The sequence below is a fragment of the Roseiarcus sp. genome (genome assembly GCF_049514155.1).
Taxonomy (GTDB): Bacteria; Pseudomonadota; Alphaproteobacteria; order Rhizobiales; family Beijerinckiaceae; genus Roseiarcus.
Genome location: NZ_JBEKVH010000038.1, coordinates 1 through 20782, shown reverse-complemented (window position 1 = coordinate 20782; position 20782 = coordinate 1). Strand labels below are relative to the sequence as shown.

Below are 20782 nucleotides of genomic sequence, written 5' to 3'. Positions count from 1 at the left end.
CGCAGGTTCGACAGCCTGGAGTCGAATGGCAAGGCTCGACCCCATGCGGACCGCGCGCGCAATTTTGATTGCGCATTGGCTTCGACGCGGAACCGCTTTGCCTTCGCCATCGGCGCCGCAATGCCGCGCCGATCAGCGTCGAGGCGCGGCGTCTCTCGCGGGCAGACGGTCCGAGGCGATCGCGACGAGGCGAAGCTGCACGGCGTCGAGTCCGTCGACCAGCTTGCGCAAGTGGCCGGAGAGCAGCCGACGCGTGTGCGCCGCGCATTCCGGATATTCGGCGATGACGCGCAGGAATGTGGCGCGGGGGATCTCGATCAGCACCGAGTCGGTTTCCGCGGACACCGTCACCGGGCGCAGACAGCCGATGACGAGCGCCGTCTCGCCGATGACCGCGGGCGGCGTCAGGTAGGTCGGCTGCTCGGAGGCGCCGCCGAGGTCGTAGCGCAACACGCCCTCGGCGAGCAGGAACCCCGACTGGGCCGCGTCGTTCTCGGAAAACAGGCGGCGCGATTTCTTCAATGCGATCAGGCGTGACGCCAACAGCAGGGTCCGTAACGCGCCGTACGGGAACTTGCCGAACAACTCGGTCTGGCGCAGCAGTTTGACGCGCTTTTCGCTGGTCCAGCTCGTATCGTCGATCAGCAGGCCGACGGCGTCCATGGCCGAGGCGTCGCGTCGCCGCTCAGAGGCTTATGCGATCGATTTCGGTCATCGACTTGTACAGCCAGTTCCGCGCGTAGCCGCGCAGCACGTAGGAATAGCTCGCCTCGGCGCCGTTCTTGCGCTTGTTGTTGACGAACTGGGCGAAGGTCGAGCCGGCGCGGTCGATCTCGAGATAGGCCTGCTTGTTCAGCGCGGGGATGTTGATCTCCACGCCGCCGTCGCGCCCGAAATTCGCGCGCACCTCCGAGGCCTCCCAGTCCGAGAGGTCGGCGCCGTTGCCGGGATTGGTGACGATGATGTGCCTGGCGCCGGAGAAGCGGTCGAGCGTTTCGCTGACCTCGCGGATCGATTCGGTCGATCCGCCCATGATGTGCAGGAAGACGACGTCGAATGCGCCCTCCTGCGCGTCGCGCAAGATGCGCAGATCGGTGAGCAGGTCGAGCATGGCGTAGAGATGCCCGGCGCGCAGGTCGACGATGAAGGTCGCGCCGCTGCGGTCGCCCGCGACCGCGTCGAAGATCCGCATCTGGGCGGCGACCTCGGTGATGTCCGCCAGTTCAGTCTTGTCGTCGTGGAACCGGATGAGGGAGCCGAGCGGCGTCTCGGTGTCGAAAGCGATATGGGCGCGTCGGTTCTCCTCCAGCCAATGCAGCAGCAGCCGAGCCACCGTCGTCTTGCCGACGCCGCCCTTCTGCGCGCCGACGATGAGCAAGGTCGGCTTGACCACCGGGCTGGCGGCGGCGGCGCGCGTGGAGTTGTTCGAACGAGAATTGGCGGCCATGGCGCGAGATCCGAAATGACAGGAGGGATGCGGACGGGTTGAGCGACCGTTGGCGTCTCGGCGACAGAGTGTTGGAGCGCCGCCGAGCTTCGCGGCGAGGCGCGCGTCCCGCGGCGTCGAAGCGTCCCGGATGCGTCAACCCTAACGGAACCAATCTTTCTGTAAGCTGACAGCCGCCGGACGCCCGCCCTTTTCAGGACGACGGTTGCCCAGCTGGGGCCCTTCGGCGATTCCGGGCGGCGGCGTCGAGCCCGGTTGAGCTGCGTTGGGGCGCAACGCGCGCCCGATGTGAGCGCACTTTGCACGTCATCCCTCCATGCGGGCGCATCTCTCCGGCCGATCGCCGGCCAGGGGATGGTTCGCGTCGTAGATCGCCAGGGCGGAATGTTGGTCTTGAATGGATTACGCGGCAGTATCAAAAAGCTAGAAATAGGTCGTGGCGGAGGGGGCGGGATTCGAACCCGCGATACGGTTTCCCGTATACACACTTTCCAGGCGTGCGCCTTCGACCGCTCGGCCACCCCTCCACGCAGCGCCGTCGGCGCGCGGCCCGGCGCATATCACCCTGTGCGGCGCAAGCGCAAGTCGAGCGCCTTGCGATCCTTGGCGCGGCGTGGACAGGGCGCCGCGCTTTGGGTTAACACCGGCGCCGCTCGCCGGCAGAGGAGAGGCGGTTTGATCCGGTTCACGCTTCGTCTGGTCGGGCTGCTCCTGCTCGCCGGCGCCTTCGCCGCCGCCGTGATCGACGGGGCGCGCTCGCTCGCCGACCAGAAGGTCGAACTCTCTTCGATGGGGACGGTGCTCGCCTATGCATTCCCCGCCAAGTTCGCGCTGATGCACGACTACGTGGTCAAGAAAGCGCCGATGCTGTGGGATCTGGCGCTGGTCAATGCGCTCTACGCGCCTGCGACCCTCGACTTGGCCTTGCTCGGCGCCGTGTTATTCTATCTCGCCCGCCGGCGCTCGGTCCCGCTTGGCGCGACGTGGCGGCGCCGCTGATCGCTTGCGTAACAAGCGCCGCGGTCGGCGCGAACGACGGTCGACATCGCAATAAGGGAGCCGACCATGCTGAGCTTCTTGTCCGCCAAAGCCCACCCCGTAACCTCCGCCGAGGCCTTGCCGGGCCGCGCGCAGCCGATCGCCACGGCGCGCGAGCATTTCGTCAACCACCGCGACTTGGCGCCGCCCTATCCGGCCGGGATCGAGACGGCGATCTTCGGCATGGGCTGCTTCTGGGGCGCCGAACGCAAGTTCTGGCAAGCCGGGGAGGGCGTGTGGGTGACCGCGGTCGGCTATGCCGGCGGCTTCACGCCCAATCCCACCTATGAGGAGACCTGCTCGGGCCGCACCGGCCACGCCGAGGTCGTGCTGGTCGCCTACGATCCGGCCAAGATCGCCTACGAGGCGCTGCTCAAGATCTTCTGGGAGAACCACGACCCGACCCAGGGCATGCGCCAGGGCAATGACGTCGGCACGCAGTACCGCTCGGCGATCTACGCGACGACGCCCGCGCAAGCCGCGGCGGCGCGCCGTTCGGCCGAAATGTTCGGCGCGGCGCTGAAGGCCAAGGGCCATGGCGCGATCACCACCGAGATCGCCGAAGCCGGGCCGTTCTACTTCGCGGAAGGATATCACCAGCAGTACCTCGCCAAGAATCCCGGCGGCTATTGCGGCCTCGGCGGCACCGGCGTCTCGTGCCCGATCGGGCTGAAGGTCGAAGCGGCGTCGACAGCGCAGTAGCGCTTCGCGTTCCCGCCGGACCCGAGAGCGGGTCGCAGTCGGCGGAATTTCCTGGCGGCGACTTTCCATCGCGAAGGCCGCCGCTTGCTTTTGTCCAGGGACTAAACTAAACGGTTCAGTCTAATTCAGGAAACCTCGTGTGATGAAGCCGTCCGGCAGCCCGAAGAAGTCGGAAATGATGCTCGAGGCCGCGCGGCGGCTGTTCGCCGAAGTCGGTTACGAGGCGGCGTCGATGGACCTCGTCGCCAAGACGGCGGGTGTTTCCAAGGCGACACTCTACGCCCATTTCGAGAGCAAGGAGAATCTGTTCCTCGAAATCCTTGAGGCCGCGGTCGACCGCCCCGAGGACGGAGACTGGATCCCCGAGCGCTTCGAAGGCGACGCGGAGGGCGTCCTGCGACGCTTGGCGCAGGGCATGGCGCGTTTCTTCGTTGATGGACGCGGGCTCGCCGTCTATCGGCTGTTCGTCGTCGATCTCCACCGCTTTCCCGAACTCGTCGCGCGATTTCATGCGGCCGGCCCGATGGCGATGTGGGCGCGAGTTGCTGCGCTGCTGGCGCAGATGGGCGAGCGGGGGGCGCTGGCGATCGACGACCCCGAAACCGCGGCCGACCATTTCCTGGCGCTCGTCCAGGGGCGGCTGCCCTTCGACCGCTCGATCGGTCTTCCTCCGCCGCCCCATGCGGAGATCGACCGGCGTGTCGAGAGCGCGCTGCAGTTGTTCATGCGCGGCTACGCGCCACGGAATCCACGAGGCGAGCAATGAATGTGGTCGATCGATCGGCCGCGCGGTCGAACGTGCGCGTCGACGCTGCGGCCGCGCGCCGGGCGCGCCGCTGGCCTCGCCGGCTCGCGGCTTCGTTCGTCATCCTGGCCGTCGTCGGCGCCGCCGCGTATCACGTTTACCGAACGAATTTCGCGACCGATCCGCTTGCCGACCTGTTGCTCGCCGAAGCGACGATCGGCGATGTCGAACAGAGCGTGCAGGCGACTGGCGAACTCCGACCGACGCAACTCGTCGCCGTCGGCGCGCAGGTCTCCGGCCGCATCACCAAGATGAACGCGGTCATCGGCCGGCCCGTCGCCGCCGGCGATCTGATCGCCGAGATCGACAACGTGACGCAGCAAAACGACCTCAAATCCACCGAAGCCGCGCTTGAGGACGTCCGCGCGCAGAAGCGGCAGAAGGAAGCGACGCTCGCTTACGACGCGTGGGCGCTGGAGCGCGAGGAGAAGACGCTCGCCAAGGAGGCGACCTCGCGCGATTCATGGGAATCGGCGAAAGAGGCGGTCGAAACCACTCGCGCCGAGATCGACTCGCTCGACGCGCAGATCAAGGAGGCGGAGGTCAAAGTCGACAGCGCGCGCGTCGACCTCGGCTACACTCGCATCACCGCGCCGATTGACGGAACGGTGCTGCTCGTGGCGACGCAGGAAGGACAGAACGTCAACGCTGTGCAGTCGGCGCCGACCATCGCTGTTCTTGGCCGGATAGATCGCATGCTCGTGCGCGCGGAGATCTCCGAGGCCGACGCGCCAAAAGTGAAGATCGGCGAGAAGGCGGTCTTCTCCATTCTCGGCGCGCCGCAGCGGCAATGGGAGGCGACGCTGTTGTCGCTCGACCCGGCGCCGGATTCGCTGCGCTCGGACTCGGAGATCGCCTCGTCGTCGAGCGCCAGCACGAGTTCGTCCTCTTCCTCCTCCTCGTCGTCGACAACCTCCGCCATCTATTATTACGGCCGCTTCGAAGTGGACAATCCCGACGGCGTTCTGCGCACTTACATGACCGCACAGGTGCGCATCGTGCTCGGCGAGGCCAAGGGCGTGGTGACGATCCCAACCGCGGCGCTGTCGCCGCCCGACGCCAACGGCGAACGCGCGGTCGAGGTCGCCAACGCAGACGGAAGCCTCACGCGCCGCATGGTGCAGGTCGGGCTCGACGACAAGGCGCGCTGCGAGATCCGCTCCGGCGTCAGCGCGGGCGAACGAGTCGTCATCGGCCGGCGATCGTCGGAGACGAAGGCCTCCGCCATGCCAGCGCCGCCCGGAGCGCTTTGAGCGATGTCCAGCGCATTCATTTCTCTTCGCGGCGTGCGGCGCGAATTTCCCTCCGGCGAAGGATCAATCGCCGCGCTGCGCGACATCGACCTCGACATCGCCGGCGGCGAATTCGTCGCAATCGTCGGCGCCTCCGGGTCCGGCAAGTCGACGTTGATGAACATCCTCGGCTGCCTCGACCGGCCGACGGCGGGCGAGTACCGGTTCGCCGGCCGCTCGATCGCGACGCTGACGCCGGACGAGCAGGCCGAGTTGCGGCGCGAGCATTTCGGCTTCATCTTTCAGCGCTATCACCTGTTGCCGGAGCTCAACGCGCTGGGCAACGTCGAGATTCCTGCGGTCTACGCCGGCGTCGCGCCGACGCGCCGCCACGATCTTGCCGAGCGGCTGCTTGCGCGCCTCGGCATGGCCGACCGCGCCCATCATCGACCGAGCCAGCTCTCCGGCGGCCAGCAGCAGCGCGTCTCGATCGCGCGGGCGCTGATCAATGGCGGCGAAGTGATCCTCGCCGACGAGCCGACCGGCGCGCTCGACCGCCATTCCGGCGAGGATGTCCTCAACATCCTCGGCGAGCTCAACGCGGAAGGGCGCACCGTCATCCTCGTCACCCACGATTCGGCGGTGGCGATGCGCGCACGCCGCGTCGTCGAGATGTCCGACGGGCGAATCGTCGAGGATCGCATCGTCGCGTCGGGCGCGCCGGCCGCCGCGACGACGCTCACGGCGCGCGCGGGCCACGAATCGTCGTGGTGCGCGCCGATCGATCGGCTCACCGAGTCGTTCCGCATGGCTGTGCTCGCCCTGACCTCGCACCGCCTGCGGACAACACTGACGATGCTCGGCATTGTGATCGGGATCGCCTCGGTCGTCGCGATGGTGGCGCTCGGCGAAGGCTCGCGCCGCAAGGTGCTCAACAATATTGCCGACCTCGGCACCAACACGCTCGAGATCTTCCCCGGCAATGGGTTTGGCGATACGCGGGCGGCCAAGATCAAGACGCTCGTGCTCGCCGACGCGGAGGCGCTGGCGCGCCAGGACTATGCCGCCGGGGCGACGCCAACGGTTTCGACCTCGACCACATTGCGATACGCTTCGATTGAAGCGAGCGCGCAAGTGAACGGCGTCGGCGCCGACTATTTCGCGGTCAAGGGCGTCAAGCTCAAGGCGGGCCGTTTCTTCGACGCCAGCGCCGAACGCGACTTGTCGCAGGAAATCGTCATCGACGAGAACGCGGAATCGACGCTATTCGGCGGCGGAGAGGATGCGATCGGCAAGACGATCCTCGTCGGCAAGGTGCCGTGCACGATAATCGGGGTGACTCGCAAGCAGCAGGGCTTTGGTTCGAGCGGGAGCATATCGGCGTTCATCGCCTATTCGTCGGTCCAGGCGCGCTTTCTTGGTGACAATTCGCTACGCAGCGTCGTGTTGCGTGTCAAAGACAACGTCGACAACGATCTTGCCGAACAGGCGGCGACGCAGCTCCTCGAAAGACGACACGGCGCGCGCGATTTCTTCCTCTTTAACACCAGCGACATTCGCAGCGCGATCACCGCGACGACGCAGACGATGACGGCGCTGATTGCCGCCATTGCCGTCATTTCGTTGTTCGTCGGCGGCATCGGCGTGATGAACATCATGCTGGTCTCGGTGTCGGAGCGGGTGAAAGAGATCGGCGTGCGGATGGCGGTCGGCGCCCGGCGTTCCGACATCATGCAGCAGTTTCTCATCGAGGCGGTTCTGGTCTGCATGGCCGGCGGCGCGCTGGGCGTGTTGGCGGCGCTCGGCGCGGCGGTTGTGTTCCGGGCGCTGGGGTCGACGTTCTCTTTCGTCTATTCGGGATCCTCGATTGTCGCCGCCTTCGGCTGCTCGACGCTGATCGGCGTCGTCTTCGGCTGGCTGCCGGCGCGCGGCGCGGCGCAGCTCGATCCGGTCGACGCGCTGGCGCGGGAGTGAAGGCGATGCGCCCTTCGTTCTTGAATGTCGCAGCGGCGCAAGCACTCGCGACGCTGCTGGCGGGTTGCGCGGTCGGTCCGGATTACGCGAAGCCGGACATGACGCTTCCGGCGCAATGGACGCAGGCCGCGACCGATGGGCGTGGGCCGTCGACGCCCGCCGCCTCGCTCGACGCGTGGTGGCGCGCCTTTAACGACCCGCTGCTCGACGCGCTGATGGCCGAAGCGATCGCCGGCAACTCGGACGTCGCCAGCGCCAAGGCCAAGATCCGCGAAGCGCGGGCGACGCGACGGGAAGCGGGGGCGGCGCTCGGGCCGTCGCTCACCGGCAGCGCCTCGGCGTCCGAGACGGGGCGGCAATCGGCGTTGGGCGGCGAGACGATGACCACGACCACGTCGGCGACGTCGTCCAGCGGTGTGTCGGCGCCGTTCCAGGCGGGGTTCGACGCAAGCTGGGAGCTCGACTTGTTCGGCGCCAACCGGCGCGACGCGGAAGCGGCCGGTTATGGCGAAGAAGCGACCGAGGAGGATTTGCGCTCTACTCTGCTGACGCTAGTCGGCGACGTCGGCGCCGACTACGCCGAGGCGCGCGGCTATCAGGAGCAGATCGCGCTCGCGCGGCGAACGTTGGCGTCGGAGCGCAGGACGGCGGATCTGACGCATGTGAAATTCGACGCAGGCTCCGCCTCGGGCGCCGACGCCGCCAAAGCGGACGCGGAAGCGAGCACCACTGCCGCGGACGTTCCTACTTACGAGGCCGACTACGCCGAGGCGGTCCATCGTCTCTCGGTGCTGACCGGCCGCGCCCCCGGGGCGCTTGACGATCGGATGCAGACGCCCCGCGCGACCCCCGCGCCGCGCAGGCCGCTGCCGGCCGGCGTGCCCGCCGACCTGCTGACTCGGCGGCCCGACGTTCGCGCGGCCGAACGGCGCGTCGCGCAGGCGACGGCGAAAATCGGCGCGGCGGAAGCCGCACTCTATCCCGACGTCTCACTGGCCGGCTCGCTGTCGACGAGCGCGAGCCGTCCCGGCGAGCTGTTGCGCGCCTCGTCCGTTTCGTGGTCGTGGGGGCCATCCGTTTCGATTCCGATATTCGACGGCGGCAAGCTCGCGGCGCAGCGCGACGGGGCCCAGGCGCAGCGCGACGAATATCTCGTCGCCTGGCGCTCGTCGGTGCTGACCGCGATGGAGGACGTGGAGAACGCGCTGGTGTCGCTTTCGTGGGAGCGCCTGCGCGCCAAGCAACTCGCTTCGAGCGTGGACAATTACCGCAAGGCCGCCGACCTGTCGCGCGCGCAATACGAGGCGGGCAAGTCGAGTTTTCTCGATGTGCTCGATGCCGAGCGCTCGTTGTACTCGGCCGAAAATTCGCTGATCCAGAGCCGAGTCTCGCTCGCCAAGGATTATGTCGCTCTCGCCAAGGCGCTCGGCGGCGGATGGGATGGGCCGATGGACGCCAGCCGATCCGAAGTCGCGGACGAGGCGGTGGGCCCGCACCTGCGGTCTCAGCCTGCGGCGCCGTGAAACGGCGCGCGGCGGCCTACGCCTATGTGCTCTCGGCAAACCGATAGCCGACGCCCGATTCAGTGCGGATGATCGTCGGTTGCGCTGGATCGCGCTCGATCTTGGCGCGCAGCTGGCCGACGAACACCCTCAGGTACTGCGTGTCGTCCTTGTGCGCCGGACCCCAGACGGCGGTGAGGATCTGGCCGTGGGTCATCACCCGGCCGGGATTGCCGGCGAGCGCGCACAAGAGGTCGTATTCGCGCGGCGTCAGCTTGATCGCAGCGCCGTCGCGGGTCACCAGCCGCTTCTCCATGTCGATCGTCAGGCCGTCGACCGCGACGCGCGTCTTCGGCGCCGCGCCCGTCCGCGCGTGGCGCATGGCGGCGCGCATGCGCGCCAGCAGCTCGCCGATCGCGAACGGCTTCTCGACGTAATCGTCGGCGCCGAGGTCGAGCGCGGCGATCTTCTCCGCCTCGCGGTCGCGCGCCGACAGAACGACGATCGGCGCGGCGGCGAAGCTGCGCGCCCGCTCGATCACGTCCTTGCCGTCCATGTCGGGCAGGCCGAGGTCGAGGACGATCAGGTCGGGCGCCGAATTGGCGATCAGCCGCAGCGCTTCGTGGCCGGAGGCGGCGTGCAGCACCTGATAGCCCGACGCCTCCAGCGCGGGCTTGAGGAAGCGCAGGATTTGCGGTTCGTCGTCGACGATCAGGACCCTCGCGCCGTTCATGAGGCCGCCTTGGCGATTTCGCGCGCTTCCACCGCCGGCATCGAAATGACGATGCGCGCGCCGCGCCGCTTGACCGCCGGGCTTTCGGCCCAGATGCGGCCGCCCATCGCCTCGATCAGGCCGCGGCTGATCGACAGGCCGAGGCCGGTGCCGGCGCGCCGCCCGTCGGCGCGGCCGCCGCGATAGAACTTCTCGAACACGCGCTCGAGGTCAGTCGGCTTGATGCCGGGCCCCTCGTCGGTCACCGAGACCAGCACGTTGGCGCCCTCCGGCCGCGCGTGGACGATCACCCGCCCGCCGCCGCCGTATTTCAGCGCGTTGTCGAGCAGGTTGAACAGCACCTGCTCGAGCAGATTGGCGTCGCAGCGCACATAGGGCAGGTCGCGCGCGAGGCTGGTCGTGATGGGCTGGCCGGAAAAGACCTTGGTCGCGCGCTCGATCGCCGCGCGGACGACTTCGACGACGTCGACGAGATCCTGCTTGGGCTTCAGGGCGCCGGCTTCGATCCGCGACATGTCGAGCAGGTTGGCGATGAAGCGGGTCAGCCGCGCGCTCTCCTCGTCGATCGAGGCGAGCAGGTCGGCGCGCTGCTCGGGCGCCATGCCGTCGCCGAACCTGCGCAGCGTCGTCACCGCGCCGGTGATCGTCGCCAGCGGCGTGCGCAGGTCGTGCGACAGCGAGGCGAGCAGAGTGCCGCGCAGCTTCTCGTTCTCCTCCAGCGCGACGGTGCGCACCGAGTCCTTGACCAGCAGCGCGCGGTCGATGGCGATCGCCGCCTGCTCGAGAATGAGGTTGAGGGCGTGTTCGAGCGTCGGCGAAATCGGCGCGTCGCGGTCGGCCGGCTCGAAGCCGCACACGCCGACCACGCCGCGCGAGGTGACGAGCGGACGGAACTGGAAGCGCACGTTGGGCAGCGTGCCGGTCTTCCAGCCGGCCGGCTCGCTCTTGTCGAAGGCCCAGCGCGCGGCGCCGTTCTCGCCGGGATCGAGCTCGTCGATCGGCGGCCAGGCGGCGCTCAGCGGCAGCTCGCCGTCCTCGGGCAGCAGCATGACGACGCCGCGCGCCCTGAGCGTCTTGTGGGCGTAGACGGTCGTCGTATCGAGGATGTCGTCGAGCGTCACCGCGCCGGAGAGCTTGCGCGAGAACTCGAACAGCGAGCTCGTCGCCTGGGCGCTGGCGCGCGCCAGCCGTTCCTGATCGCGCGCCCGGCCGGCGAGCCAGCCGACCAGGCTCGCCACGACGAGAAAGATGACGAGGGCGAAGAATTCCTGCGGCTCGGCGATCGTGAACTGGTAGTAGGGCGGGACGAAGAAGAAGTCGTAGGCGAGAAACGACAGCACCGCCGCCAAGATCGCCGCGCGCACGCCGAAGCGCGCCGCCGAGAGCAGCACCGCGATGAGGAAGATCATCGACAAGTTGGGCAGGCGCAGCCAGCGGTCGAGCGCCTCGCCGACGGCGACGGCGACGGCGACCGAACCTGCCGCAGCGAGCGCGCCGATCGGCAGGTCGCGGTCGAGCGCGAAGGCGAAGCGGGGCCGACGCGGCGCTTCGCGCCGTTTGTCGCCGGTGACGATGTGCACGCCGACCAGGCTGGCGCGCCGCGCCAGCGCATCGGACAGCGAGCGGCCGGCGAGGCGGCCGAGCAACCCCGCCTTCGAGCGGCCGACGACGATCTGGGTGATGTTCTCGCGCTCGGCGTAGCCCAGGATCTCAGCCGGCATGTCGTGGCCGACCAGCCGCGTCGTTTCCGCTCCCAGGCTCTGCGCCAGTCTGAGCGCCGCGTCGACCCCGCCGCCGGCGTCGCCGCTCGGTCGATCGACCGTCGCCGCCACCCAGCTGGCGTTGAGGCCGGTGGCGAGCCGGCTTGCCGCCCGCACCACGTCCATCGACAGCGCGTCGGGTCCGACGCAGACCAGCAGACGCTCGCTCGTCTCCCACGGCCCGCCGATCGCGCCCTGGCGCAACTGTTCGACCATCTGGTCGTCGACCCGCGCCGCGGTGCGGCGTAGCGCGATCTCGCGCAGCGCGGTCAGGTTGCGCAGGGTGAAGAATTTCTGTTGGGCGAGCCGCGCCGTCTCCGCCAGATAGACTTTGCCGTCCTTGAGGCGCTGGATCAGGTCTTCCGACGTGATGTCGACGAGCACGATGTCGTCGGCGTCGCGCAGCACGATGTCGGGAACGGTCTCGCGCACGACGACGCCGGTGATGCGCGAAACCACGTCGGCGAGGCTCTCGAGGTGCTGGATGTTGAGCGCGGTCCAAACGTCGATGCGCGCGTCGAGCAGCTCCTCGACGTCCTGCCAGCGTTTGGGGTGGCGGCTCTCCGGCGCGTTGGAGTGGGCGAGCTCGTCGACGATGATCAGCTTGGGCCGGCGGGCGAGCGCGCCGTCGAGGTCGAACTCCTCGATCTCGCGCCCCTGCCAGCGCACCTTCTTGCGCGGCAGGATTTCGAGGCCTTGGGTCAGCGCTTCCGTTTCAGCGCGCGAGTGCGTTTCGACCAGGCCGACGACGATGTCGACTCCTTCGTCACGCAACAGCCCGGCGCGCTGCAGCATCGCGTAGGTCTTGCCAACGCCTGGCGCGGCCCCGAGGAACACCAGCAACTTGCCGCGCTTGCCCTTCTCGGCGAGCGCCAATAGCGCGTCCGGGTCGGGTCGGCGCTCGGGGTTGCGGTCGTTGGCCAAGGATTCGGGGCTTCGCTAAGATTCGAGACCATTATAGCGCATGGCCGGTCGGCGACCGCAACGCCCTCCTTCCGCCGGCTTCGCCTCAGACCGTGGCGAGCCAGACCGCGAACAGAACGCCGGTCGCGGCGAGAAAGGCGGCGCGTAGCACGAATTGCCCCTTGAAGGGGGACGGAGACCCGCGGCGGGCGACGGGCGACGTGTAAGCGGTCAAAGCAATGCCTCGGGCCGGATGTCCGGCCGACACACGCTTAGCCGGGATCGGCGCAAGGGCGCCATTCGCAAACTCGCCGCCGGACGTAAAGGACGCATAAGGGCCGACGCCGGCGCGGCGAAGCGAGCCTTATAAACTCTTTATGTCCAAACCAGGCTTCACGCATTGATCGCTTATCGGCTTCTGTCCCAAGAACCGGCTGTCAAATTGGAGGCGCCGCGCCATGGCTGACGTTGTCTATTTGGTCGTTGGGGCAGTTTTCTTCGTCCTGATGGGCCTTTACGCCGTTGCTTGCGACCGATTGTAAGGAGAATCGCCATGACGGAGCCCATCATCGGCTTGATCGTCGGAATCGGCCTGGGAATCTACCTTCTCTACACGCTGGTTCGCCCCGAGAAATTCTGACGAGCGGTTTTCAAAAATTTTCGAACTTGAAGGTGAAGCCATGACACTCGTCGGCTGGTCGCAAATTGCGATTGTCCTCGCGCTCGTGATCGCAACCGCCATCCCCTTGAGCGGCTTAATAGCGAATGTCTACGCAGGCAAAGACAACTTTCTGTCGCCGGTGCTGCGCCCAGTCGAGCGCGGCTTTTATCGCCTCGCCGGCGTCGACGAGACGCGCGAACAAGGCTGGTTCATCTATGCGGTCGCGATGATCGCCTTCTCGATCGTCGGCTTCGCTTCGCTTTATGCGCTGCAACGATTTCAGAACGTGCTGCCGCTCAATCCGCAGGGCTTCGACGCCGTTCCGCCGGATCTGTCGTTCAACACCTCGGTCAGCTTCATCACCAACACCAATTGGCAGAACTACGGCGGCGAGACGACGATGAGTCATCTCACCCAGATGCTCGGCCTCACCGTCCATAACTTCTTGTCGGCAGCGACGGGCCTCGCCATGGCCTTCGCGCTGGTGCGCGCTTTCGCGCGCTCCTCGGCGACCACGGTCGGCAATTTCTGGGTCGATATGACCCGCGTCGTCCTCTACGTCCTGCTGCCGATCTCGATCGTCTTCGCCATCGTCTTCGTCGCCCTCGGGATGCCGCAGACGCTGGCCGGCTCGATCGACGTTACGACGTTGGAGGGCGCCAAGCAGACCATCTCGATCGGTCCGATGGCGAGCCAGGAGATCATCAAGGAGCTCGGCACCAACGGCGGCGGATTCATGAACGCCAATTCGGCGCATCCGTTCGAGAACCCCAACGCCTGGACCAACATGTTGGAAATCTGGGCGCTGCTGCTCATCCCGACCGCTTCGGTGCTCGCCTTCGGTCGGGCGGTCGGCGACTTCAAGCAAGGCCGCGCGATCCTGATCGCCATGGCGATTCTGCTCGTCGTCGGCATCGGCGTGGTCTATTGGGCGGAATGCGCGGGAACATTGGGCGTGACCGCGCTGGGCGTCGACCCTTCGGCCGGCAATCTCGAGGGCAAGGAGGTTCGCTTCGGGCAGGCGCTGAGCTCGATGTACGCGACGGCGACGACGGCAACCAGCACCGGCGCGGTCAACACGATGCATGATTCGTTGACGCCGCTCGGCGGTCTGGTGCCGCTGTTCAACCTGCTCGCCGGCTGCATCTGGCCAGGCGGCGTCGGCGCGGGGCTCTATGGTTTTCTCGTGGTCGCGATCATCGCCGTGTTCATCGCCGGGCTGATGGTCGGCCGCACGCCGGAATATCTCGGCAAGAAGATCGAATCGCGCGAAATGAAGCTGGCGATGTTCGCGGTGCTGATCTACCCGCTGGCGGTGCTCGGCTTCTCGGCCGCGTCGGTGATGCTGCAGACCGCGCTCGACAGCATGAACAACGCCGGCCCGCACGGGCTGTCCGAGATCCTCTACGCCTACGCCTCGGCCAACGCCAACAACGGCTCGGCTTTCGCGGGCCTCAACGGCAATACGCCGTGGTTCAACACGACGCTCGGCATCGTCATGCTGACCGGGCGCTTCGCCTACGTAATCCCGGTGCTGGCGCTCGCCGGCGGCCTCGCCGCCAAGAAGAAGGCGCCGCCGTCGGCGGGAACCTTCCCGACCACCGGACCACTGTTCGTCGGCCTGCTGATCGGCGTCATCGTCATCCTTTACCTGCTGCAATATTTCCCCGCGCTCGCGCTGGGGCCGGTTGTCGAGCATTTTCTGATGCTGGGCGGCAAGGCTTTTTGACAGCAAATCTCATTCTGATTGGAGTTATCCATGTCCACGAAGGCGAAAACTCCGGGACTGTTCGATCCCACGATTATCCGCAGAGCGGCCCTGGACGCGCTACGCAAGCTCGACCCGCGCAAGCTGGCGAGGAATCCGGTGATTTTCGTCACCGAGGTCGTGTCGGTGGTCGTCACCGGCTTCTTCGTCCGCGACTGCGTCACCGGCGAGATCTCGCCGCTGTTCTCCGGCCAGATCGCCTTCTGGCTGTGGTTCACCGTACTGTTCGCCAATTTCGCCGAGGCGGTGGCGGAGGGACGCGGCAAGGCGCAGGCCGACACGTTGCGCAAGAGCCGCAGCGATGCGCGCGCCAAGCGTTGCCTCGATCCCGAGAATCTCAAGGGCGTCTACGAGGGCGTCAATGCGCTCGACCTCGAGGTCGGCGACGTGGTGCTGGTCGAGGCGGGCGAGATGATTCCCGGCGACGGCGAGATCATCGAGGGTCTGGCCTCGGTCAACGAGTCGGCGGTCACCGGCGAGTCCGCGCCGGTGATCCGCGAAGCGGGCGGCGACCGTTCGGCGGTGACCGGCGGCACGACGGTGCTTTCCGACTCGATCAAGGTGCGCATCACCGCCGCCGCCGGCTCGAGTTTCATCGACCGCATGATCGCGCTGGTCGAAGGCGCCGAACGGCAGAAGACGCCCAACGAGATCGCGCTGTCGATCCTGCTTTCCGGCCTGACGCTGATCTTCCTCATCGTCTGCGTGACGCTGTGGCCGCTCGCCGCCTATTCCGGAACGGTCGTTTCGGCGACGGTGTTGATCGCGCTGCTCGTCTGCCTGATCCCGACGACGATCGGCGGACTGTTGTCGGCGATCGGCATCGCCGGCATGGACCGACTGATCCGCTTCAACGTCGTGGCCACTTCGGGCCGCGCGGTCGAGGCGGCGGGCGACATCGACACGCTGCTGCTCGACAAGACCGGCACCATCACCTTCGGCAACCGCATGGCCGACGAATTCATCCCCGTCGCCGGGGTCGGCGAGCGCCAGCTCGCCGAGGCGGTGTTGCTGGCGAGCCTCGCCGACGAGACGCCGGAAGGCCGTTCGATCATCGCGCTGGCCAAGACCCGCTATGGGCTGGAGGCGCCGATCGACCAGCCGCACGCGAAGGTCGTGCCGTTTAGCGCCCACACGCGCCTGTCCGGCGTCGACCTGCCCGGACGCACGCTGCGCAAGGGCGCGGTCGACGCGATCCTCGGCGAGGTCCGCCTCGCCAAGGACAAGGCGCCGGCCGATTTCAGCCAGACGGTCGATCGCATCTCGCGCTCCGGCGGCACGCCGCTCGCCGTCTCCGACAACGGCCGCCTGCTCGGCGTCGTTCACCTCAAGGACATCGTCAAGCCCGACATCCGGCCGCGCTTCGCCGAATTGCGCGCGATGGGGATCAAGACGGTGATGGTGACCGGCGACAATCCGCTGACCGCGGCGGCGATCGCTTCGGAGGCGGGCGTCGACGACTTCCTCGCCCAGGCGACGCCGGAGGACAAGCTCGCCTATATCCGCAAGGAGCAGCAGGGCGGCCGCCTGATCGCCATGTGCGGCGACGGCACCAACGACGCGCCCGCGCTCGCGCAATCCGACGTCGGCGTCGCGATGCAGACGGGCACCCAGGCGGCGCGCGAGGCGGGCAACATGGTCGACCTCGATTCCGACCCGACCAAGCTGATCGAGATCGTCGGCATCGGCAAGCAATTGCTGATGACGCGCGGCTCGCTGACGACCTTCTCGATCGCCAACGACGTCGCCAAGTATTTCGCCATCATTCCCGCGTTGTTCGTGACGACCTATCCCGAACTCAGCGCCCTCAACATCATGGGGCTGCATTCCGACAAATCGGCGATCCTGTCGGCGGTGATCTTCAACGCGCTGATCATCATCGCGCTGATTCCGCTGGCGCTGAAGGGCGTCGCCTACCGTCCGATCGGCGCTGCGGCCCTGCTGCGCCGCAACCTCACGGTCTACGGCCTCGGCGGCATCATCGTTCCCTTCATCGGCATCAAGATCATCGACGTCGTGGTCGCCTTCCTGCATCTGGCTTGAGGATAAACGTCATGTTGAGCCAAATTCGTCCCGCCATCGTCTTGCTGGCGCTATTCACCCTGCTGACGGGCTTCGTCTATCCGATGGCGATCACCGGCGTCGCGCAAGTCCTCATGCCGTATCAGGCCAACGGCAGCCTGCTCCAGGTCGGCGGAAATCCGGTCGGATCGGCGCTGATCGGCCAGAACTTCGCCAGCGACAAATACTTCCACGGCCGGCCGTCGGCGACCCAGGCGCAGGACCCCGCCCATCCCGACGACCCGTCGAAGACGATCGACGCGCCCTATAACGCCGCCAATTCGACCGGCTCGAATCTCGGCCCGACCTCACAGAAGCTGCTCGACCGGGTGAAGGCCGACGTCGCCGCCAAGCGCGCCGCCGGCTGGACCGGGCCGATCCCCGCCGATTCGGTGACCACTTCGGCTTCAGGACTCGATCCCGAGATTTCGCCCGCGACCGCCTTCGCTGAGGTTCCCGCCGTCGCCAAGGCGCGCGGGGTCGCTGAGGAAAAGGTGCGGGCGCTGGTCGCGGCGCATGCCCAAGACCGCGCCCTCGGCCTGATCGGCGAGCCGCGCGTCAACGTGCTGCGGTTGAACCTCGCGCTCGACGCGATGTAGGCGGGCGTTGTAGCCGCGCTCACTGAGCGCGGCGGGACGCGGCCAGCGGCCGCGTCTACACGGCGCGCTTCACTTCAGCTCGTTGGACCTGAACCACGCGCGCGCCTGCACTTTGGCCATCAGGTCCGTGTCGATGAACGGATAAATCGTCTTGGCGAAGGCGCGGCGCACCAGCGCGTATTCGGCCGGACAGTCGCGGTTCTTCGGCAGCCAGCCGCCGGTGAGGAGGAACCCGTAGTGCTGCGGGTCGCCGCCGTACATCAGGCACAAGGTATTGTAGAAGCGCTGCCCCCAGGTTCCGTGCACGTCGGCGAAGGCGCAGAACGGGTCGGCGAAGCACTGCAGCGTCTTGTCCTTGGGATAGTCGGCCGCCTTGGCGTCGGGCGCCGCGGTCGGCGGATTGTCGAAAGTCTCGCCGACGTCGGAATAAGCCGCGACGACGACGTCGGCGAGCTTGGGCTGGAACTGCAACGCGACGAAGGTCGAGATTTCGTCGGCGGCGTCCTCTTCGCGACCGATGATCGGCACGTCGAGCACGTCGAACAGCGCGTGTCCCGTCTCGTGCAGAATGACGCCGGCGAACACGCCGGCGAGGAACCCGTCGCGGTTGACCTTCATCGGGAACAGATTTGGATTCTTCGCTTCCGCCTGAGTGATCAGCGCGGCGCGATCCTCCATCATCTTCATGAACTGGTAGCACATCACCAGGGCGCGATTGTCGGGCGAGTAATAGGGCGAGGCGCTGTCGCCGCCGTCGCATTCGTCGACATAGACCCAGATCGTCTTGGGCAGCTTCAGCGGCGCGAGGAACTTGACGTATTCCTCGAGCACCTGCCGTTTCATCATCTTGGCGCGGGTGTCGGCGTAGACGGCGGTCTTCGGCTGGCGGTAGCCCTGGTCGCCGTCGACTTCGGCGATCCTGACCTTGCCGTTGGTCAGAGCGGAATCGTCATTCGCCGCGCTGCTCGCAGTCGGGCCCGCCGCCCCGCCGGCGGACGGGTTCGAGCCGCCGCTTGCGGCGGGGCTGGCGTTGTTGCCGCCCGAACCGCCGCCCGCCGCTTCGGCCGCGGCCAGAGAAAGCGCGAACGCCGCAAGAGCGACAACGCGCAGCGTCGGCCTCACCATGTCCGCGCCCTCGCCTTGACCAGGAGATCGGGGTCGATGAACGGCATCAGCCGGAGATCGAAGGCCTTGCGCACCTGCTGATATTCCTTCGCGCACTGCGCCGAACGGTATTCGGGCAACGCGCCATTGGTCTTCAGGCTGTCGAAGGCGATCGGGTCGCCGCCATAGGCGATACAGAGGAAGTTGTAGAAGCGCTGCGCCTCCGGCGCCTCGGTCGAGGCGAAATCCTCGCCGGTCCAGGTGCGCGCCGACCAGTTGAAGAACAGCGCCGAGCCGAGGATGGTCGTGCGCGCGTTGTCCTCGCCGAACTGCATCATGACGAAGGCGGTCAGCCGGTCGGCCGCGTCGTCGACGCGGCCCCAGATCGGCACGTCGAACAGATCGAACAAGGCGTAAGCGGTCTCGTGGAACAGGGCCTCGACCATTGTGCCGATCACCGCCTGGCTGCGGTCCTGGTCGCTGGCGCTGGTCTGGGCCTTGGCGACGTCGAGGATGCGGACGATCATCTCGTAGCAGATCGTCACCGTCTTGGTCGCCGAGTCGTACGGGCGGCGGAAGGCGCCGCCGCAGGCGTCGCCGCGGATGTGGAGGTCGGCGGGAAATCTCAGCGGCGTCAGGAAGGAACTCAGCTCCTCGAGCGCCTGCGATTTGACCAGCACGTCACGAGCATGGGCGAGCGCGGCGTCGCCACCCGGAGCGTCGCCATAGGCGATGCTGACCTGCGGCGCGGCGGTCGCCGCCGCCAGGACCAGTCCTTGCGTCAGGCCGACAATCGCGGCCGCGAGCGTCGCGCGTCTCATCGTCCCCTCCCGGTGAGACCGGCTATCGCCTGATTGAAGCCGGGGCGCGGTCCGCAGTCAATCCGGGATCGGCACGAGGGCGGGAGGGTCGCTTGGGTCAGCTCGGCGCGGGTCGGCTTCGGCGTGGGCCCGGCGCCGTCACAGCGGCGGATGGCCCTCGGCGCGCTTGGCCATCTTGACGAACTTCTTGATCACCCGGTCGCGCTTGAGCTTGGAGATGTGGTCGATGAACAGCACGCCGTCGAGGTGGTCGATCTCGTGCTGCAACACCGTCGCCAGCAGGCCCTCGGCGAGGATTTCCTGCCGCTTGCCGTCGCGGTCGATGAAGCGCGCGCGCACGCTCGCCGGCCGCTCGACCTCTTCGTAATATTCGGGGATCGACAGGCAGCCCTCCTCGTAGACCGATCGATCGTCGGCCGACCAGACGATCTCGGGATTGATGAAGAACATCGGGTTCGCGGGCTCGTCCTTCTTGGCGAGGTCGACCACCAGCATGCGCAAAGCCTCGGCGACCTGGATCGCGGCGAGGCCGATGCCGGGCGCCTCGTGCATCGTCTCGACCATGTCGTCGAGCAGCTTGCGCACGGAATCGTCGACGCGCTCGAGCGGCTTGCTGATCAGCCTGAGCTTGGGGTCGGGCAGGGTGATGATGTGTCGAAGGGCCATGGTCGCGAAATCTCTCTGGTCCGCTCAGATAATGGCGCAGCGGCGGCAGGTCAAATCCGTTCCTCTTTCGTTCGATTCGGCGCGGCGAATCGGATAAGCTCGCATTATGAACCCTACGCTCGTCGTTCTTTACGGCTATCCCGTCACCTTCGCCGACGCGCTCGGCGCGATCGGCGCGCTGCTGCTGGCGCTGATCGTCGCCCTCATGCGCGCCAATGCGGCGCGGCGGCGCGAGGCGGAGGCCGCGGAAGCCGGGCGGCGCGAGCTTGAGGCGCGGCTCGCCGCGCTCGCCCAGTCGAACGCCGAGCTCGGCGGCCGGCTCGGTTCGATGAGCGAATGGCTGGGCTCGCGCCAGGCCGATCTCGCCCGCGTCATGTCGGAGCGGCTCGACAATGTCAGCGCCCGGCTCGGCGCCGGCCTCGAAAGTCACGCCCAGACGACCGGCGCCAACCTCAACAAGCTCAACGAGCGGCTGGCGGTGATCGACGCGGCGCAGGCGCGCATGGTCGGCATGACCGAAGAGGTCGTGTCGCTGAAAGACATCCTTTCCAACAAGCAGACGCGCGGCGCCTTCGGCCAGGGGCGGATGGAGGCGATCGTCAGCGACGGCCTGCCGGTCGGCGCCTACGAATTCCAGGCGACGCTGTCCAACAAGGCGCGGCCCGACTGCGTCATCCGCCTGCCCGGCGACTCGCGCGTGCTGGCGGTCGACGCGAAGTTTCCGCTTGAAGCCTTCACCCTGTTCAACGAGGCGCGCGAGGACGATTCGCGCAAGGCGGCGATGGCGCGCGTGCGCGCCGACGTCGGCAAGCACGTCAAGGACATCGCCGAGCGCTATCTGCTGCCGGGCGAGACGCAGGACATCGCGCTGATGTTCGTGCCGTCGGAATCGATCTATTCCGACCTGGTCGAGCATTTCGACGACGTGGTGCAGCGCGCCCATCGCGCCCGCGTCGTCATCCTCTCGCCGTCGCTGATGATGATGGCGATCCAGGTGACGCAGGCG

At 67.3% G+C, this 20782-nt stretch carries 19 protein-coding genes and 1 tRNA gene; 11 read left to right on the top strand and 9 right to left on the bottom strand.

The genetic code is table 11. The features are described 5' to 3' along the window. Nucleotides 1-132 precede the first annotated feature (132 nt). The 3 genes from ABSF49_RS07945 to ABSF49_RS07935 all read right to left on the bottom strand — a co-directional run bounded on the left by ABSF49_RS07945 (nucleotide 133) and on the right by ABSF49_RS07935 (nucleotide 1974). Nucleotides 133-663 carry a cyclic nucleotide-binding domain-containing protein gene (locus tag ABSF49_RS07945; RefSeq protein WP_424112103.1) on the bottom strand — a complete coding sequence of 177 codons (531 nt, stop codon included), beginning with the start codon at nucleotides 661-663 and terminating at the stop codon, nucleotides 133-135. Between the two features lie 22 nt (nucleotides 664-685). Continuing rightward, entirely contained in the window at nucleotides 686-1447 is a 762-nt protein-coding gene (locus ABSF49_RS07940) for a P-loop NTPase family protein (protein WP_424112102.1), read from the bottom strand. A gap of 437 nt (nucleotides 1448-1884) precedes the next feature. After that, nucleotides 1885-1974 (bottom strand) — tRNA-Ser (locus ABSF49_RS07935). A 148-nt stretch (nucleotides 1975-2122) separates the two neighbouring features. On the opposite strand from ABSF49_RS07935, the gene ABSF49_RS07930 reads away from it, so the two are divergent. The 6 genes from ABSF49_RS07930 to ABSF49_RS07905 all read left to right on the top strand — a co-directional run bounded on the left by ABSF49_RS07930 (nucleotide 2123) and on the right by ABSF49_RS07905 (nucleotide 8721). Beyond that, nucleotides 2123-2446 carry a hypothetical protein gene (locus ABSF49_RS07930; protein WP_424112101.1) on the top strand — a complete coding sequence of 108 codons (324 nt, stop codon included), beginning with the start codon at nucleotides 2123-2125 and terminating at the stop codon, nucleotides 2444-2446. Nucleotides 2447-2512: 66 nt separating this feature from the next. Next, nucleotides 2513-3187, top strand: a complete 675-nt coding sequence (gene msrA, locus ABSF49_RS07925) for a peptide-methionine (S)-S-oxide reductase MsrA (protein ID WP_424112100.1) — start codon at nucleotides 2513-2515, stop codon at nucleotides 3185-3187. Nucleotides 3188-3329: 142 nt separating this feature from the next. Next, nucleotides 3330-3953, top strand: a complete 624-nt coding sequence (locus tag ABSF49_RS07920; RefSeq protein ID WP_424112099.1) for a TetR/AcrR family transcriptional regulator — start codon at nucleotides 3330-3332, stop codon at nucleotides 3951-3953. Further along, nucleotides 3950-5245 (top strand): efflux RND transporter periplasmic adaptor subunit, encoded by a 1296-nt coding sequence (locus tag ABSF49_RS07915; protein ID WP_424112098.1) that lies wholly within the window; start codon nucleotides 3950-3952, stop codon nucleotides 5243-5245. The genes ABSF49_RS07920 and ABSF49_RS07915 overlap by 4 nt, the downstream gene beginning before the upstream one ends. 3 nt (nucleotides 5246-5248) lie before the next feature. Then, on the top strand, nucleotides 5249-7198 hold the full coding sequence (locus tag ABSF49_RS07910; RefSeq protein ID WP_424112097.1) for a MacB family efflux pump subunit: 1950 nt from the start codon (nucleotides 5249-5251) through the stop codon (nucleotides 7196-7198). Between the two features lie 5 nt (nucleotides 7199-7203). Further along, nucleotides 7204-8721, top strand: coding sequence for an efflux transporter outer membrane subunit (locus ABSF49_RS07905; protein ID WP_424112096.1), 1518 nt, complete (start codon nucleotides 7204-7206; stop codon nucleotides 8719-8721). A 22-nt stretch (nucleotides 8722-8743) separates the two neighbouring features. On the opposite strand, the gene ABSF49_RS07900 is transcribed toward ABSF49_RS07905, so the two are convergent. From ABSF49_RS07900 to ABSF49_RS07890, 3 genes are all read right to left on the bottom strand, one after another. Further along, entirely contained in the window at nucleotides 8744-9433 is a 690-nt protein-coding gene (locus ABSF49_RS07900) for a response regulator (protein ID WP_424112095.1), read from the bottom strand. After that, nucleotides 9430-12117, bottom strand: coding sequence for a DUF4118 domain-containing protein (locus ABSF49_RS07895; RefSeq protein WP_424112094.1), 2688 nt, complete (start codon nucleotides 12115-12117; stop codon nucleotides 9430-9432). The genes ABSF49_RS07900 and ABSF49_RS07895 overlap by 4 nt, the downstream gene beginning before the upstream one ends. An 85-nt stretch (nucleotides 12118-12202) precedes the next feature. Next, a complete protein-coding gene (locus ABSF49_RS07890; RefSeq protein WP_424112093.1) occupies nucleotides 12203-12331 on the bottom strand; it encodes a hypothetical protein in 129 nt (42 codons plus the stop codon). 318 nt (nucleotides 12332-12649) lie between these two features. Between ABSF49_RS07890 and kdpF the strand changes: the two genes are divergently transcribed. Genes kdpF through kdpC form a run of 4 tightly spaced genes read left to right on the top strand, consistent with a single transcriptional unit; the run spans nucleotide 12650 to nucleotide 17185 of the window. Further along, entirely contained in the window at nucleotides 12650-12736 is an 87-nt protein-coding gene (gene kdpF, locus ABSF49_RS07885; protein ID WP_424112111.1) for a K(+)-transporting ATPase subunit F, read from the top strand. Nucleotides 12737-12776: 40 nt separating this feature from the next. Then, nucleotides 12777-14486 carry a potassium-transporting ATPase subunit KdpA gene (kdpA, locus tag ABSF49_RS07880; protein ID WP_424112092.1) on the top strand — a complete coding sequence of 570 codons (1710 nt, stop codon included), beginning with the start codon at nucleotides 12777-12779 and terminating at the stop codon, nucleotides 14484-14486. 30 nt (nucleotides 14487-14516) lie between these two features. Beyond that, entirely contained in the window at nucleotides 14517-16568 is a 2052-nt protein-coding gene (kdpB, locus tag ABSF49_RS07875; RefSeq protein WP_424112091.1) for a potassium-transporting ATPase subunit KdpB, read from the top strand. Between the two features lie 11 nt (nucleotides 16569-16579). Then, the gene (kdpC, locus tag ABSF49_RS07870) at nucleotides 16580-17185 is read left to right on the top strand and encodes a potassium-transporting ATPase subunit KdpC (protein ID WP_424112090.1); all 606 of its coding nucleotides are present in this window, start codon (nucleotides 16580-16582) and stop codon (nucleotides 17183-17185) included. A 69-nt stretch (nucleotides 17186-17254) separates the two neighbouring features. Here kdpC and ABSF49_RS07865 read toward each other — a convergent pair whose 3' ends face one another. From ABSF49_RS07865 to def, 3 genes are all read right to left on the bottom strand, one after another. Then, nucleotides 17255-18310, bottom strand: coding sequence for a DUF4344 domain-containing metallopeptidase (locus ABSF49_RS07865; protein ID WP_424112089.1), 1056 nt, complete (start codon nucleotides 18308-18310; stop codon nucleotides 17255-17257). Further along, entirely contained in the window at nucleotides 18304-19110 is an 807-nt protein-coding gene (locus tag ABSF49_RS07860; protein WP_424112088.1) for a DUF4344 domain-containing metallopeptidase, read from the bottom strand. The genes ABSF49_RS07865 and ABSF49_RS07860 overlap by 7 nt, the downstream gene beginning before the upstream one ends. 138 nt (nucleotides 19111-19248) lie before the next feature. Further along, nucleotides 19249-19776, bottom strand: a complete 528-nt coding sequence (gene def, locus ABSF49_RS07855) for a peptide deformylase (protein ID WP_424112087.1) — start codon at nucleotides 19774-19776, stop codon at nucleotides 19249-19251. Nucleotides 19777-19882: 106 nt separating this feature from the next. Between def and ABSF49_RS07850 the strand changes: the two genes are divergently transcribed. Further along, the coding region (locus tag ABSF49_RS07850; protein ID WP_424112086.1) for a DNA recombination protein RmuC at nucleotides 19883-20782 on the top strand (900 nt) is incomplete at its 3' end.